Origin of the sequence: Caldimonas tepidiphila (genome assembly GCF_003569765.1) — a bacterium.
In the GTDB taxonomy this organism is placed as follows: domain Bacteria; phylum Pseudomonadota; class Gammaproteobacteria; order Burkholderiales; family Burkholderiaceae_C; genus Caldimonas; species Caldimonas tepidiphila.
The window spans coordinates 105,938-121,165 of record NZ_QXMG01000002.1; the positions used below are offsets into that span (position 1 = coordinate 105,938).

At 72.7% G+C, this 15,228-nt stretch carries 11 protein-coding genes; 3 read left to right on the plus strand and 8 right to left on the minus strand.

Annotated features, from left to right (window positions below; genetic code table 11):
* The 8 genes from D3A59_RS06160 to D3A59_RS06195 form a co-directional block, all read right to left on the minus strand.
* Positions 1–2,277: an XrtA/PEP-CTERM system-associated ATPase gene (locus D3A59_RS06160; protein ID WP_119154024.1), complete on the minus strand. Its 2,277-nt coding sequence runs from the start codon at positions 2,275–2,277 to the stop codon at positions 1–3.
* A 9-nt stretch (positions 2,278–2,286) separates the two neighbouring features.
* On the minus strand, positions 2,287–3,981 hold the full coding sequence (locus D3A59_RS06165) for a TIGR03016 family PEP-CTERM system-associated outer membrane protein (RefSeq protein WP_119154025.1): 1,695 nt from the start codon (positions 3,979–3,981) through the stop codon (positions 2,287–2,289).
* Complete coding sequence (locus tag D3A59_RS06170) at positions 3,965–4,891, minus strand: XrtA-associated tyrosine autokinase (protein WP_119154026.1); 927 nt, start codon at positions 4,889–4,891, stop codon at positions 3,965–3,967. Before D3A59_RS06170 ends, D3A59_RS06165 begins: the two co-directional genes overlap by 17 nt.
* Before the next feature lie 38 nt (positions 4,892–4,929).
* Positions 4,930–6,558, minus strand: coding sequence for an XrtA system polysaccharide chain length determinant (locus D3A59_RS06175; protein WP_119154027.1), 1,629 nt, complete (start codon positions 6,556–6,558; stop codon positions 4,930–4,932).
* A gap of 218 nt (positions 6,559–6,776) precedes the next feature.
* On the minus strand, positions 6,777–7,415 hold the full coding sequence (locus D3A59_RS06180; protein WP_119154028.1) for an XrtA/PEP-CTERM system exopolysaccharide export protein: 639 nt from the start codon (positions 7,413–7,415) through the stop codon (positions 6,777–6,779).
* Between the two features lie 65 nt (positions 7,416–7,480).
* Entirely contained in the window at positions 7,481–8,884 is a 1,404-nt protein-coding gene (locus tag D3A59_RS06185) for a TIGR03013 family XrtA/PEP-CTERM system glycosyltransferase (RefSeq protein ID WP_119154029.1), read from the minus strand.
* A gap of 338 nt (positions 8,885–9,222) precedes the next feature.
* The gene (locus tag D3A59_RS06190; RefSeq protein ID WP_119154030.1) at positions 9,223–9,816 is read right to left on the minus strand and encodes a superoxide dismutase family protein; all 594 of its coding nucleotides are present in this window, start codon (positions 9,814–9,816) and stop codon (positions 9,223–9,225) included.
* Positions 9,817–10,005: 189 nt separating this feature from the next.
* The gene (locus D3A59_RS06195; protein WP_119154031.1) at positions 10,006–12,765 is read right to left on the minus strand and encodes an HAD-IC family P-type ATPase; all 2,760 of its coding nucleotides are present in this window, start codon (positions 12,763–12,765) and stop codon (positions 10,006–10,008) included.
* A 269-nt stretch (positions 12,766–13,034) separates the two neighbouring features.
* Here D3A59_RS06195 and D3A59_RS06200 point away from each other — a divergent pair, with 269 nt between their 5' ends.
* The 3 genes from D3A59_RS06200 to D3A59_RS06210 all read left to right on the plus strand — a co-directional run bounded on the left by D3A59_RS06200 (position 13,035) and on the right by D3A59_RS06210 (position 15,227).
* Positions 13,035–13,430, plus strand: a complete 396-nt coding sequence (locus tag D3A59_RS06200; protein ID WP_119154032.1) for a hypothetical protein — start codon at positions 13,035–13,037, stop codon at positions 13,428–13,430.
* A 191-nt stretch (positions 13,431–13,621) separates the two neighbouring features.
* Entirely contained in the window at positions 13,622–13,861 is a 240-nt protein-coding gene (locus D3A59_RS06205; RefSeq protein ID WP_119154033.1) for a hypothetical protein, read from the plus strand.
* A gap of 325 nt (positions 13,862–14,186) precedes the next feature.
* Entirely contained in the window at positions 14,187–15,227 is a 1,041-nt protein-coding gene (locus tag D3A59_RS06210; protein ID WP_119154034.1) for an SPFH domain-containing protein, read from the plus strand.
* Position 15,228: the final 1 nt, after the last annotated feature.

The window sequence follows — 15,228 nt, forward strand, 5'->3', positions numbered from 1 at the left end:
TCAGCCGTTGGTGGGACTCGTCGTCGGGTCGGCGGCGCGAAGCTCGCTGCCGGCGGGGGCGACGACCTGGCACGCGCTCGTGCGCAGCAGCGTCGAGTAGGCGGGCATCGCGAACTCGGCGGGCTCCGCCGCGCGGCCCGCAGCGCGCGGCGCGGCCAGCTTCGGCAGCGTGCGCATCAGGTGCAGCGCGACGCGGCGAGCCGCGCCGCCGTCGCGGCGCAGGCCCTCGGGGTCGCGCGGCGAGGCCGGCTCGGCGAAGGCCGACTCGAAGGCGCGCGCCAGCGGCTCCGCCTCGCAGGCGACCGCGACGCCGGGCGCCTCCTCCGCCGGCACCGGCACGGTGCCCGCGGGGCAGACCACCACGCGCGGCATGCCGAGCACGCGCGCCTCCTCGAGCAGATCGCCCTGCGGCGCGCCGATCAGGCAGCGCGCCTGGCGCAGCATGCCCAGCCGCTCCAGGTAGCGCGTGGCCGGCACCAGCTGCACGCCCGCGTCGAGCAGCGCCGGCTCCAGCCGGTGCGCCGACAGCGCCGCGAGCGTGCGCGGCTCGGCGATCCAGCGCAGGTCCAGGCCGGCGCCGAGCCGCGCGAGCGCCGCGACGAAGTCCGGCAGCCCGGCCTGCGCCGGGTCGTCCTGCTCGAACTGGAGCGTCACCAGCACCATGCCCGCGGGCGCGTCCGTCCCGGATTCCTCGGGCAGCGGCGCGCCGGGCAGCACCTGCTGCAGCGCCTCCTCGAGCAGGCTGCCGACCCAGTGGGCGCGGTTGGCGGGAATGCCCTCGCGGCACAGCGTGTAGTGCGCGGTGAGCTCGCTGGTGTAGAGCTGGCTGGCGAGCCGGTCCATCATCACCGCGTTGCCCTCGGCGGCCGAGTCGGCGGCGCCGTGGCGCAGGCCGGCCTCCAGCCGCACCAGCGGCAGGCCGCGGCGGCTGGCCACCAGGCTGCAGGCGAGCACCGCGTCGCTCTGGCCGAGCAGCAGCACCGCCGCGGGCTCGAACTCGTCGAGCGCCGCCGCGAAGCGCTGCTGCAGCGTGTTGGCGCCCTGCGCGAAGCCCTGCGTCGCGACGCCGAGATGGATGTCGAGCGCGCTGCCCGGCAGCAGCCGGCGCACATCCTCGTCGGCCGAGACGCCCTCCTGCGCGCCCGGATTGAGCGCGATGACCGGCGGCAGCCCCGGCTCGGCGGCCAGCACCTGCGCCAGCGCGCCGAGCTTGAGCCAGGCGGTGGGCGTGTCGACGACGCACAGCAGCGGCTGCACCGTGCCGTCGAGCGGGCGGTGCACGTGGCGCACCACCGCCGCCTCGAGCGGCGCGGCAGGCGCCGCGGGCGCCACAGGTGCGGGACGGGCTGCCGCCGGCGCGGGCGGCGGCAGCGCCGCGGCGGCGGGACGGGCCGGTGCAGGCGCAGGCGCCGCGCTCGCCTCGGCCGGCACCGGGGGCGCCGCCGGCAGGACCGAGGAGTCGCCGACCTCGCCGCGCAGCTCGCGCGCCGTCTGCTCGACCAGCGCGGCGCTGACCGCCTCGCCGCCGCCGAGGAAGGCCGCCAGCATCAGCCGGTTGCACAGCACGTTGATGCGGCGCGGGATGCCGCAGGTCCAGCGCTGGATCTCGTCGAAGGCCTCCGGCTCGAAGGCCGGGTTGCTGCCGCTCCAGCCGACGTGGCGCAGCCGGTGCTCGACGTAGGCGCGCGTCTCGCTGACGTCGAGCGGGCCGAGGTGGCAGGAGGCGATGATGCGCTGGCGCAGCTGCTCGAGCGCGCGCGACTCGATGATGCCGCGCAGCTCGGGCTGGCCGACCAGGAAGCTCTGCAGCAGCGCATGCGTGCCGAACTGGAAGTTCGACAGCATGCGCAGCTCCTCGATCGCCTCGAGGTTCAGGTTCTGCGCCTCGTCCACGACCAGCAGCGCGCGCCGCTCGCTGACCGCAAGCGTCGTGAGGAAGCCCTCGATCGCCGCGATCAGCTGCGCCTTCGACTCGCCCTTCGGCGGCACGCCGAAGGCGGTGAGGATGGCGCGCAGCAGGTCCACCGACTCCAGCCGCGTGCTGACGACCTGCGCCGCGACGACGCGGCCCGGGTCGAGCCCTTCGAGCAGCGTGCGCACCAGCGTCGTCTTGCCCGCCCCGATGTCGCCGGTGACGACGATGAAGCCCTCGCCCTGGTAGACGCCGAACTTCAGGTAGGCGAGCGCATTGCTGTGCCCGCGGCTGCCGAAGTAGAAGCTCGGGTCCGGGTTGAGCTGGAACGGCGGGCCGGAGAGGCCGAAGAAGGATTCGTACATCTTGGATCCTCAGAAGCGTTGGCTCAGGCCGACGAACACGGCGTTCTCGCGCGCGTCCGCCCTCACGGTCGAATCGAGCATCTGGCGGCGCACGCCGACGGTGACCGCCGCGCGCTGCGACAGCGAATGGGTCAGGCTCAGCTGCAGCGTCTTCTCGGTGGTCTGGCCGGCGACCGTCACCCCCTCGATGCGCGAGGCGCGCGCGCGCGCGCCGAGCGTGGTCTGCGGGGCGACGCGGTGGCGCACGTCGACGCCGATGCCGCGCTGCTTGTTGTCGAGCTGCAGCGTCGACGGCAGCGGGGTCGAGAGCCCGTCCTCGTCGCGCAGCTGCTCCAGGCGCAGCGACTGCACCGTCACCGACGCGGTGGTGCGCCGCCCGAGCAGCGCGAAGCTCGCGCTGCTGCCGGTCTGCAGCTGCGCCCGGTCCGAATAGACCTCCACCGGGCGCTCGAGGATCTCCGGCAGGTTCAGGCTGTCGATCATCGAGCGCACCAGCGCGCGGCGCTGCACCGGGTCGGGGTGGCGCGTGGTCAGGATCGCGTCGAGCAGCGTCGCGACGTCGGTGCTCTGCGGCGACAGCACCTGCGACGCCGGCAGCGCGGTCGGTTCGCGGAAGGAGCGGAACTGCAGCGCCCACAGCGGCGAGCGGTGCGTGAACTGGGCCTCCCAGCCGGTGCCGAAGAAGCGCTTCTCGACGCTGGCGCGCAGGTTCGTGCGCTCGGTCGGCAGCCACAGCCCGCGCAGGCCGTAGACGCTCTCCTCGGACTCGATGCCCGAGAAGCGGGCGCGCTCGCGGCCGGCGACCAGGCCGAGCTGGATCTGCGGCCCGAAGCCGAAGGAGACGATGCCGCGCGCGGCGTTCGTCGACAGCACCTCCCCGGTGCCGCTGTAGCGCGCGTCGAACTGCTGCAGCTCGCCGGCGAGGCCGAGCCGCGGCGACTGCTGCGCCAGGCGCAGGAAGTTGCGCTGCTCGAAGGCGTCGCGGCGCGGGTCGGTCGGGTCGTACTCGCCGCCGCGGCGCGTCCAGGCGTTGTCGCTGCGCGCCTGCATCGACACCGAGGGCGAGAAGCGGTGGTCGAGGTAGGGGCTCAGGCGCAGCCGCGTGGTCGTGATGCGGTTGACCGAGGTGCTCAGGTCGGGCCGGCCCAGGAAGGGGTCGGCCGAGGTCTGCTCGGCCACCAGCCGCGCGTCCAGGTAGGCCCAGCGGTCGATCAGCGTCGAGTTCAGCTGCGCGCGCGCGTCGGGCAGCACGCGGCCATCGCGCGTGTCCTGCAGGTACTGCAGCACGTGCACGCCGATGTCGGCGTCGAGCTCGGTGCGCAGTCCCCGCCCGGTGACGCGCAGCCGCGGCGTGAGGTCGAGCACCTGGTCGCTCTCGCCGCCGGGCGAGCTGTAGCCGCTGTTGTCGGTGCCGATCACGGTCGCGTTCAGCCGCGGCTCGATCACCCAGGCGGGCTGCGGCGCCGGCGCCGGTGCGGCGGCCTGGGCCTGCGGCGGCATCGGCAGCTGGTTCGGCGCCGGCGGCTGCGGCACCTGCCCGGGGGCCGGGGCCTGCTGCGGCTGCTGGACCTGCGTGCGCGACTGGCTCCACGCGGTCGTGCCGGGCGTCAGCGCCAGCAGCGCGGCGGTGGCGATGGAGAGGCGGCGCAGGCCCGCGGGCCTGCGCGCTCGGACGGGGCCGCGGCGCTCAATAACCATAGCCATAGCCGTAGCCGTAGCTGTTGACGAGGGCCGGGCCGCTGCACTTGTTCAGCACCGACATCACCACCGGGCAGCTCTCCACCGCCTCGAAGGCCTGCGTCACCGCGCTCTGCGGCGTCTGGTCGGCGGCGACCGCCATCAGCACCTGGCCCATGCGGCTGGCGAGCACGCGGCATTCGGTGGTCGGCAGCAGCGGCGGCGCATCGAAGACGACGACGCGGTCCGGATAGCGCGTCGCGAGCTCGTCGAGCAGCTGGTCCATCGCGGCGCTGGCGAGCAGCTCGGTCGAGTTGACGCAGGGCGTCCCCGCCGGCAGCACCGAGAGCTTCGGGATGTTGGTCTTGAGCATCACGTCGGCGACGTCGATCGACGGGTCCTGCAGCACGTCGAGCAGGCCGCGGCCGGGCGTCAGGCCCAGGCGCGCGATCAGCGAGGAGCGCAGCACGTCGGCGTCCACCAGCAGCACGGTGGTGTCGAGCTCGGCCGCGAGGCTCAGCGCCAGGTTGATCGAGATGAAGGTCTTGCCCTCCCCGGGCAGCGCGCTGGTGACGAGCACCAGGTTGGAGCGCGGCGCCGCCTCGCTGCCGTCGCCCGGATAGGCGTGGCGCAGCAGCGGGCGCTTGACGACGCGCATCTCGTCGGCGAGCTCCGAGCGCGGGTCGCCCGGCAGCACGAAGCCGGCCTGGCGCAGCGCGTCGAGGTCGAGCTCGACCGACTGCGAGCTGCGAGCGCCGGCCGCGGGCGCACCCTCGCGCGGGCCGCGGCCGCGTACCGTGCGGCGTTCCTTGCGCGGGGCCTTCGCGGCCGCCTCGCCGGGCTGCGCGGCGCCCTCGCCGCCTGCCCCCCAGGGCACGTCCACGCCCGCCTTGCGCAGTTCCTCGAGCCGCCGTGCCGCCTGTTCGATGATGTTCATGGTTCTTCCTTTTTTCGCTGCGTCAGTCAGTGAGTGGGTCAGAGGCGCGCCTGGATCGCCAGCCAGCCCAGCAGGGCGGCGCCGCCGACGAAGAACAGGCCCAGGGCCCCGGCGAACTGCCGGTGGTCGCGGCGCGTCTGCACCTGCATGTCCGGGCTCATGACCATCGAGATGCGACCGAGCACCGGGCGCCCGGTCAGCTCGCGCAGCCGGCGCTCGCTGGTGAAGGCGGGGCGCAGCCAGGCGACGCCCCAGGCCGCGAGCAGGCCGACGACCAGCGCCAGCACGACCGAGAACAGCGCGAAGGTCTTGCGGGTCGGGGCCACCGGCGTCGGCTCGGCGCGCGGCGGCTCGACGACACGGAAATCGGCCATGTGCGAGGTCTCGTCGAGCTTCAGGCCGAGCTGCGCGGACTCGCGGCGGCGCACCAGCTCCTCGTGGTTGCGCTTGAGCACGTCGTAGTCGCGGTTGAGGCTGGCGAGCTCGGCCTCGATCTCGGGCATGCGCGCGCCGAGGGTCTGGGCCTGCTGCAGGCGCGCCTGCTGCGCACCGAGCCGGGTGCGCAGCGATGCGACGTTGGCCTCGGCGTCGGCGAGCGCGGTGCGCACGCGCTGGAACACCGGGTCGGCGGCGGCAGCACCACCGCGCGAGCGGTCGGTCATCGCCTGGCGCACGTAGCGGGTGCGCTCGGCCTCGAGCGAGGCGATCGAGCGGCGCAGGTGCGCGACGTCGGGATGCTGGTCGGTGAAGCGGCTCAGCAGCTCGTTGAGCTGGCGGCGCTCGGCGTCGATGCGCGACTCGATCTCGTTGAGGCGCGGCGAGGCGTTCGCGCTGCGCAGCGAGTCGGCCGTCACCTGCGGCTCGACGGCCGCCAGCTCGCGGCGCAGCGCGTTGCGCGACTGCTCGGCCGCGCCCAGCTCCACCTGCAGGCGGCTGATCTCCTCGGACAGCAGCGCCATGCGCGAGAAGTGGTCGCCGCTCGACGCGCCCGAGGTGCCGAAGTTGCGGACCTTGAATTCCTTGAGACGGTTCTCGGCCTCGGTGAGCTTGCGCTCGTGAGAGGCGATCTGCTCGTCGATGAAGCGGCTGGCCTCCTTCGAGTCGCGGGTCTTGGTGTCGGTGATCGACGCGGAGAACAGCGCCAGCAGGCGCTCGACCAGGCGCTCGGCGCGCTGCGGGTCGCTGTCCTGGTAGCTGATCGCGTAGAGATGGGTCCCGCTGTTCTCGTTGCCGTTGCCGGTCGGGGCGCCGGTGCTGCTGGGCGTGATCTTGATCTTGCGCATCAGCCCCGTCACCGCCGCGGCGCGCTCGGCCTCGGTCAGCGGCTCGCCGTCGTCCTTCTGCAGCAGCCCGAGCGAGGGGTCGGCCAGCAGCTTCTCTGCGTTCGGGCGCGAGACCAGCGTGCGGGCGAGCATCTCGACCTGCTGGTTGAGGTCGGGCTGCTGCGCCAGCCCCTGCATCAGCGGCTTGAGCACGGTCTGCGTGTTGACGTAGACGCGGGCGCTGGCCTGGTACTGGTCCTTCATCAGGGCCACGGCCAGGCCGCAGACCACGAGCACGGCCCAGGCCGCGGCCAGGCCGATCCAGCGCTTGCTCCACAGCCCGCGCAGCACCTGGTTGAACTGCTCCATCGATGGATGGTTTCGAATGTCAGCGGCGATCATCATCAGCCTCTTTGGTGTTGGGGTTCCCGCGGCCGCCGTCTCCCTCCGGTGCAGGCGGCGTCCGCGTATCGACCCATTCGTAGGAATTCACCGCGACGGGGCAGCGAAACAGGCCGGACAGGCATGGCACGAGCAGCAGTGCCCTCGCGGGCACCGCCTTCCTCCACGGTCCGGGATTCGTCATGCTCCGGCTCTCTCGGTGCTGCTGGGATGCCGGAGGGTCAGAACCAGCTCTGCGGAACGATGATCACGTCGCCGGGGCGCACCGCCACGTTGGCGGACACGTCACCGCGCTTGAGCAGGTCCTTCAGGCGCACGCGGTAGTGCTTGCCGCCCTCGGAGTTGCGCACCAGCACGGCGCCGTTGCCGTTGGCGAAGTCGGTCAGGCCGCCGGCCTGGATCATCACGTCGAGGATCGTCATGTCCTGGCGGTAGGGCACGGCCTGCGGGCGCGCGGCCTCGCCGACGATGCGGATCTGCTCGGACAGCGCGCCCTGGAAGCCGGTGACGACCACCGTCACCACCGGGTCGCGCACGACCTTGGCGAGGCGGGACTCGATCTCGCGCGCCAGCTGCGCCGGGCTGCGGCCGGCGGCCACCAGGTCCTCGGCCAGCGGCGTGGAGATGCGGCCGTCCGGGCGCACCGACACGGTGGTCGAGAGCTCGGGATGGCGCCAGACGAAGACGCTCAGGTTGTCGAGCGAGCCGATCTTGTACTGGTGGTCCGAGGACTGGACCGCCTTCGGCGCGGCCGGGTAGTTCTCCATCGGTGCCGCGCACGCGGCCAGCAGCGCGGCGATGCAGGCCGAGACGGTCAGAGGAACGACACGGCGCGAAAGCTCGGGAAGGGATCTTTTCATGGCATTTCCTTTCACCCCGCAGGGCTCACCAGAGAGAGAGAAGAAAACCGGAGACGACGCCTTGCTCAGCGCGCCCCCTCGCGAAACAGCACCACGCTAACCGTCTCGATCAGCACGAGCAGGTCGAGGAACAGCGAGTTGTTCTTCACGTAGTAGAGGTCGTACTGGTGCTTCTGACGGGCGTCCTCGACCGAGGCGCCATAGCTGTAGCGCACCTGCGCCCAGCCGGTGACGCCCGGCTTGACGCTGTGGCGCACGTCGTAGAACGGGATCTGCTCGCGCAGCTGCTCCACGAAGGCCGGCCGCTCGGGGCGCGGCCCGACCATGCTCATCTCGCCGCGCAGCACGCTGAACAGCTGCGGCAGCTCGTCGATGCGGGACTTGCGGATGAAGGCGCCGACGCGCGTCACCCGGGTGTCGCCCTGGGTCGCCCAGCGCGCCACGCCGTCCTTCTCGGCATCGGTGCGCATGCTGCGGAACTTCAGGCACATGAAGCTGCGCCCGCCGAGGCCGACGCGCTCCTGCCGGTAGATCACCGGGCCCGGGCTGTCGAGCCGGATCGCGAGCGCGGTCAGCAGCATCACCGGCGCGGCCAGCAACAGCAGCGTCGCCGAGCTGACGATGTCGAAGGCGCGCTTGGCGGCCTGGCGCGCGCGGCCCTGCACGAAGCCGTCGCCGTAGATCAGCCAGCTCGCCTTGAGGCCGTCGATCGGCACGATGGCGCGCGTGAGCTCGTAGAAGCCCGCCATGTCGAGCACCGGCGTGCCCTGGATGCGGCAGGTCAGCAGCTGGTCCATCGAGACCTGGCCGCCGCGGTGCTCGCGCGTCGCGACGATGATCTCGTCGATCTGGTTGCGCGCGACGATCTCGGTGATGGTCTGGCTGCGCGGGAACATGCGCGTCGCCGGCAGGCCCGGGTGGATTTCCTCCGAGGTCGGGTAGAAGCCCACCAGCTCGCGCTCGATGCGGTGCTGGGCCGCGAGGTCCTGCGCGACGCGATGCGCCTCGGGGCCGCTGCCGACGATCAGCACGCGCGGCGCGCCGACCGCGCGGCGGAAGGCGAACATGCCCACCCGCACCACGATCAGGCTCGCCAGCAGCAGCACGACCAACCCGAGCAGCCGGCCCGCGGAGACCTGCCCCGCCACCGAATGGAACAGCACGTAGGCGATGAAGGCGCCCACCATCAGCGCCAGCAGCGCGCGCCGCACGATGCTGCCGCGCTGCACCGGCACCGAGCTGGTGCGGTAGAGGCCCACGAACGAATAGAGCAGCAGCATCACGACGGCGAACTGCGTCGCCACCCAGATCATCCCGGCATCGAGCGCGAAATCCGCATCGTTGCCGGGCACGACCTGGAATGCCGACGCCACCGCGAGCGCCGCGACGAAGCACAGGACGCTGTCGGCGAAGAGCTCAAGCAGCGTCGAATATGAAACATGGTGCTGGAATAGCCTGAATGCCCGCACTCGTTACTCCCGAAAACGTTACCCTCCCGCCCCGTCTCTCATTGCGGGGTCTCTTTGTTCCGATGCAGTTTCTTCGGGATGAGAAGGGGCCCACATCCTGCAAACGAGTGGGATATCCCCCCATTTGCGGGCAGGCGAGCAGGTGCCAATCGCGACCTTTTCGGTTGCAATTGAAAACGCTTTGCCCGTTTTTTCGTTTTCGCGCCTGAATCCCCCGATCCGGTGGATCGGCATGAGGCACGCGCGAAAGCAGGCCCGCCCCGCTTTTCGCGGAACGGGCCTGCCGTCGAATAGGGTCAGGATTCAGCCCCGGGAAAAACCTCCCGGGGAATATCGGCTCAGCGTGGCGGCGGCACCGGGCTGGAAATCACGCCGCAGGCGATGCGGGGGCCGGAATTGCCGGCCGGCTGGCTGCGGTAATCGTCGGGCTGGGCATGGATCACCAGCGCGCGGTCGAGGACGCTGGTCTCGCCGCGGGAGAGCGTCAGGCCCGACAGCGTCACGCGCATCTCGGCATTGCCCTGCGCGTTGGCCTTCAGGTTCGGCAGGTCGCCGGCGTGGTGCTCCCCGCCCTGCGGGCCATGCGGCTTGCCGGTGGGGTTGAAGTGCCCGCCGGCGCTCGTCGCGTCGGGCGCCGAGCAGTCGCCGCGCTCGTGGACGTGGAAGCCGTGCTCGGCATTGGGCGTCAGGCCGGTGACGCGCACGTGCACCATCAGCTGCCCGCCCGCCTCGTGGAAGGTGGCGACGCCGCTGGCCTGGTTGCCCTGCGTCGGCGAGATCTTGGCCATCGCGCCGGGGCCGGGCATGCCGTGATGGCCGCCGTGCGCTCCCATCGGGCCGCCCGCGCCGGCCCTGCCGCCCTGCTGCATCGCGCAGCCGCCGAGTGCGACGGCAGCGGCGGCGGCGAGCACCGTGAAGTACCTGCGTGCCATGGAGGTCTCCTGTGTCAGTCCAGCGCCGATGCTAGGCGCGTGGCGCCGCCGCCTGCCGCTGGACCGGCACCGGAGGCGGGCACAGCGCGCGTTCGTGGCAGGCCCGCCTCATCGCTCACGGCTGGCGCCCCCGTCGCGCCTGCCCGGGCGGGTGTCCGGGCCGCGGCAGCGGGGGGCCGGCGGAGCTCCTCAGGCGGGCACCGCCCCGGCGCGCCGCAGCAGCAGCTTCTCGACCTCCAGCACCAGCAGCAGCGCGACGCCGACCAGGACGATCTGCACCCCCTGCACGAGGTCGAGCGCCCGGGTGTCGAAGAGCCGCTGCATGAAGGGCGCGTAGGTGAAGAGCAGCTGCAGCGCGAACACGGCGCCGACCGCGCGCAGCACGCGCGGCGTGCCCTTGACGCCCTGCAGCGTGAACGAGGGCGACTTCAGGTAGCGCACGCTGAACAGGTAGAACACCTCCATCGCCACCAGCGTGTTGACCGCCACCGTGCGCGCCTCCTCGATCGGGGCGCCGCGCACCAGCGCCAGCTCGTACATGCCGAAGATGCCGGCGAGGAACAGCGTCGAGACCAGCACGATGCGCCAGACGACGAAGCGCGACAGCATCGGCTCGCCCACCGGCCGCGGCGGGCGGCGCATCACGTCGGGCTCGGTCGGCTCGAAGGCGAGCACCATCGCCAGCGCGATCGAGCTGACCATGTTGACCCACAGGATCTGCGCCGGCAGGATCGGCAGCGCCACCCCGAGCAGCACCGCGAGCAGCAGGCACAGCGACTCGCCGCCGTTGACCGGCAGCAGGAAGGTCACCGCCTTGCGTAGGTTGTCGTAGACGGTGCGGCCCTCCTCCACCGCGTGCGCGATCGACGCGAAGTTGTCGTCGGCGAGCACCACGGCGCCCGCCTGCTTGGCCGCCTCGGTGCCCTTGAGCCCCATCGCGACGCCGACCTCGGCCTGCTTGAGCGCCGGCGCGTCGTTCACGCCGTCGCCGGTCATCGCGACGATCTCGCCGTTGGCCTGCATCGCGCGCACCAGCCGCAGCTTGTGCTCGGGGCTGGCGCGCGCGAACACGTCGGTCCCGGCGACGACGCGGCGCAGCGCGGCGTCGTCCATCGCCTCGATCTCCGGGCCGCTCACCGCGCGAAGGCGCTCGCTCAGCTCGAGCCGGGCGGCGATCGCGCTGGCGGTCGCGGCGTGGTCGCCGGTGATCATCTTGACGCGGATGCCCGCGGCGCGGCACCGCGCCACCGCCCGCACCGCCTCGTCGCGCGGCGGATCGATGATGCCCACCAGCCCGAGCAGCGTCAGGCCCTGCTGGACGTCCTCGTGCGCGAGCGGGCGGTCGCTCGCCGGCGGCGTGCCGCGCGCGAGCGCGAGGGTGCGGCGTCCTTGTGAACCCTGTATGTTGACCTGCTCGTGCCAGAAGGCCGCGTCGATCGGCTGCTCGCTGCCGTCAGGGCCGAGCTGCGCGCGGCACATCGCCAGCACCCGCTCCGGCGCCCCCTTGAGCAGCAGCAGCCGCGTGCCGTCGGCGCCGAGGTGCAGCGTCGCCATGTAGCGGTGCTCCGACTCGAAGGGGATCGCGTCGAGGCGCGGCAGCCGGCGCACGATCTCCGCCGGCTGCACGCCCGCCTTCATCGCCAGCGTCAGCAGCGCGCCCTCGGTCGGGTCGCCGGCGAGGCTCCAGCCGCTCTCGTCGCGCTGCAGGCTCGCGTCGTTGCACAGCGCCGCGGCCTCGGCCAGCGCGCGCGCCGCGGGCAGCCGCTGCGCCAGCCGCCCGCTGTCGAGCCGCTCGCCGCCGAGCACCAGCGCGCCCTCGGGCGCGTAGCCGCCGCCCTCCACGTCGAGCGTCGCCCCGGCGAGCACCACCTGCTGCACCGTCATCTCGTTGCGCGTGAGCGTGCCGGTCTTGTCGGAGCAGATCACCGTCACCGAGCCGAGCGTCTCGACCGCCGGCAGCCGCCGGATCACCGCGTGGCGGGCGGCCATGCGCTGCACGCCGATCGCCAGCGTGATCGTCATGATCGCAGGCAGCCCCTCGGGGATCGCCGCGACCGCCAGGCCCACCGCGGCCATGAACATGTCGGCGGCCGGAAAGCCCCGCACCAGCGTGCCGAAGCCGAACAGCAGCGCCGCGGCAGCGAGGATCACGCCGGTCAGGCTGCGCGCGACCCGCTCCATCTTGCGCAGCAGCGGCGTGCCGGCCTGCTCCACCGTCTCGAGCATGCGGCCGATGCGGCCGATCTCGGTGCGCGCGCCGGTGCCCACCACCAGGCCGCGCGCCTGTCCCTGCGTCACGTAGGTGCCCGCATAGCCCATGCACAGCCGGTCCCCGATCGCCGCGGCCGAGGCCACCGCGTCGATGTGCTTGCCCACCGGCATCGACTCGCCGGTCAGCGCGGACTCGTCGACGTGCAGGTTGCGCGCCTGCAGCAGCCGCACGTCGGCCGGCAGCCGGTCGCCCGAGGCGAGCAGCACGACGTCGCCGGGCACGAGGTGCGCGGCGTCGATCTCGATCGCGCGGCCGTCGCGCAGCACCACCGCGCGCGGCGCGAGCAGGTGGCGGATGGCCTGCAGCGCGCGCTCGGCCTTGCCCTCCTGGACGAAGCCGATGACCGCGTTGAGCAGCACCACCGCCACGATCACGCCGGTGTCGACCCAGTGCCCCATCAGCGCGGTGACGAGCGCCGCGGCGAGCAGCACGTAGATCAGCAGGTTGTGGAACTGCATCGCCAGCCGCCACAGCGGGTGCGGCGGCTTCGCCGTCGACAGCGCGTTCGGGCCGTGCAGCTCGAGCCGTCGCGCCGCCTCGGCGGCGCTCAGGCCCTCGATCGCCGCCTGCTGGGCCGCCAGGGCCTGCGGGACGGAATGGGCATGCCACGAGGGGGATGCCTCGCGGGAAGGCGGAGGGTCGGGCTCGGCGACGGGGGCGATCAGGCGGTCGTTCATGGCGGGCGGTGCGGTGGAATCCCCCGGCGGCACCGGCCCGCGGCCGGCGACCCGGGAGGGGCAGGACCATTCTCCCCACGGACTGCCGGGCCGCGAATTGACCACGATCAAGCGAGCCGGCGACTCGAGCGCGCCCGCGGCCCCGCGCCGCTCGAGCCGCGCCCCGGCCCTCCTGCCCCGCGCCTTGATGCGCGGCAAGGCCTGCGCTGCCCCGAGCCGGGCCGGCTATGCTGCGGCTTCCGCCCCTGCCTTGCCGAGACCCTGCCGCCATGAACGACGCGCTGCTGTTCCACGACTCCGAAGTCCGGCTCGCGTTCGCGGACGGGGACACGCTGCGCGTGCAGTTCTCGGCGGCCCACGTGGAGCGGCGCGAGGCCGGGCCCCGCGCCGGGGCGCCGGTGCTCGGCTATGCAAGGACGCTGGAGCTGGCCTTCGCGCGGGCGGCGTGGACCGGCGCGCTGCACGAATGCGTCGGCCGGCTGGTGCAGGGCCGGCTGTCGGCTGCGGGCGCGGCGCACGCGCGGCTGCCGCTGCCTTTCGACGCCCCGGGGCCGGTGCGCTGCGAACTCGCCTTCCACAACGGCACGCTGCTCGAGGTCGAGGCGGGTGCGGTGTCCTGCCGCTTCACCGGCGACCCGCGCTTCGTCGAGTCCTACGCCTGCTGAGCCAGCGCCGCGGCGGCTGCCCGTCCCCTCGCCCCGGGAAAGTGCGCGCCGCCGCGCCGACGCAGCCCCTTGCGTCCGTGGCCGCGCCCCATGTCCCGCCTGCCCTCAGGGAGATGGACGTGTACGTGTTTGCCGCACGATCGTTCGTTCGATACAAAGAGACATCGTTTTCACGCCCGACCACGATTCCCATGCAAGCGCAGATCACCGGCAAGATGGTTCCGAACCCCGCCGCGGCCCTGCCGAGCCTCGACGAACTGCGGGGCGCGCCGCGGGAAATCATCCTGCAGTGCCTGGACACCCTCGGGAGGCTGGGCGAGCAGGGCATCCGTCCCCCGGACGGCTACCTGTTCGCGCTCAGCCGCGAGATCGTGCGACCGCGGGCCGGGGCCGACGCGGCCGGGCCGGGCGACGGGGACCGCACGGCGTGAGAGGGGCACTGCATCCAGGTGCACAGGCGCCGCTCAGCGCAGCAGGTAGACCCAGGCAACCAGGGCGACATCGGTCAGGACGAGCAGTGCGATCGAGATCTTGAGGTTCATGCCGCGCAGTGTCGGCGCGGACGGGGCCGGCTGGCAGTGACGGATTTCTCTCGCCGCGCGGCAGGCTCGTCACCGATCGTGACGCCGCTGTCAGACTTGATTCGCGCTGTAAGACCGCGCCCTCCTTCGCGTGCTGCCGTGCTGAGGAACGAGGCCGGCCCCCCGGCTTCAGTATGATCGGCGCGGCCGAAACATACCGATACACGGAGGGGGCATGGGACTGGGCGATTTCATCAGGAAGCAGTTCGTCGATGTCATCCAGTGGACCGAGGACGGCGACGACGGCGTGCTCGCCTGGCGCTTCCCGGTGAGCGGGCAGGAGATCCAGCACGGCGCCGCGCTGACGGTGCGCGAGTCGCAGCTGGCGGTGTTCGTCGACGAGGGCCGCATCGCCGACGTGTTCGGACCCGGCATGTACCGGCTCACGACGCAGACGCTGCCGGTGCTGACCTACCTGAAGAACTGGGACAAGTTCTTCCAGTCGCCCTTCAAGAGCGACGTCTACTTCTTCAGCACGCGCCAGCAGCTCGACCGCCGCTGGGGCACCAGCCAGCCGGTGACGGTGCGCGACCGCGACTTCGGCGCGGTGCGGCTGCGCGCCTTCGGCAACTACGCCTTCCGCGTCGAGGACGCGCGCCGCTTCCACACCGCGGTCTCCGGCACGCGCGAGCGCTACACCGCCGAGGACCTCGACGGCCAGCTGCGCGCCCTGATGCTGCAGCACCTCTCCGACGCGGTGGCATCCAGCGGCGTGCCCTTCCTCGACCTCGCCGCCAACCAGGTGATGTTCGCCGCCCGGCTGCGCGAGGCCGCCGCGCCCGCCTTCGCCGCGCTCGGCCTGCGGCTCGAGCTCGTCACGGTGCAGAACGTGTCGCTGCCCGAGGAGCTGCAGAAGGTGCTCGACCAGAGGATCGGCATGGGCATGGTCGGCCAGGACATGGGCCGCTTCATGCAGTACCAGACCGCGCAGGCCATTCCCGCGCTGGCCGCGCAGGGCGGCTCCGGCAGCGGCATCGCCGGCGACGCGATGGGGCTGGGCGCGGGCATCGCGCTCGGCCAGGTGCTCGCGCAGCAGCTCGGCCAGGGCCTGCAGGGCACGATGCCGTCGCTGGCCGCGGCGGCGCCCGTCGCGACGCTGGCGCCCGCGGACGTGATCGCGACGCTCGAGCGGCTCGGCGAGCTCAAGGCCAAGGGCATCCTCACCGAGGAGGAGTTCTCGGCCAAGAAGGCGGAGCTGCTGAAGAAGCTGGTCTGAG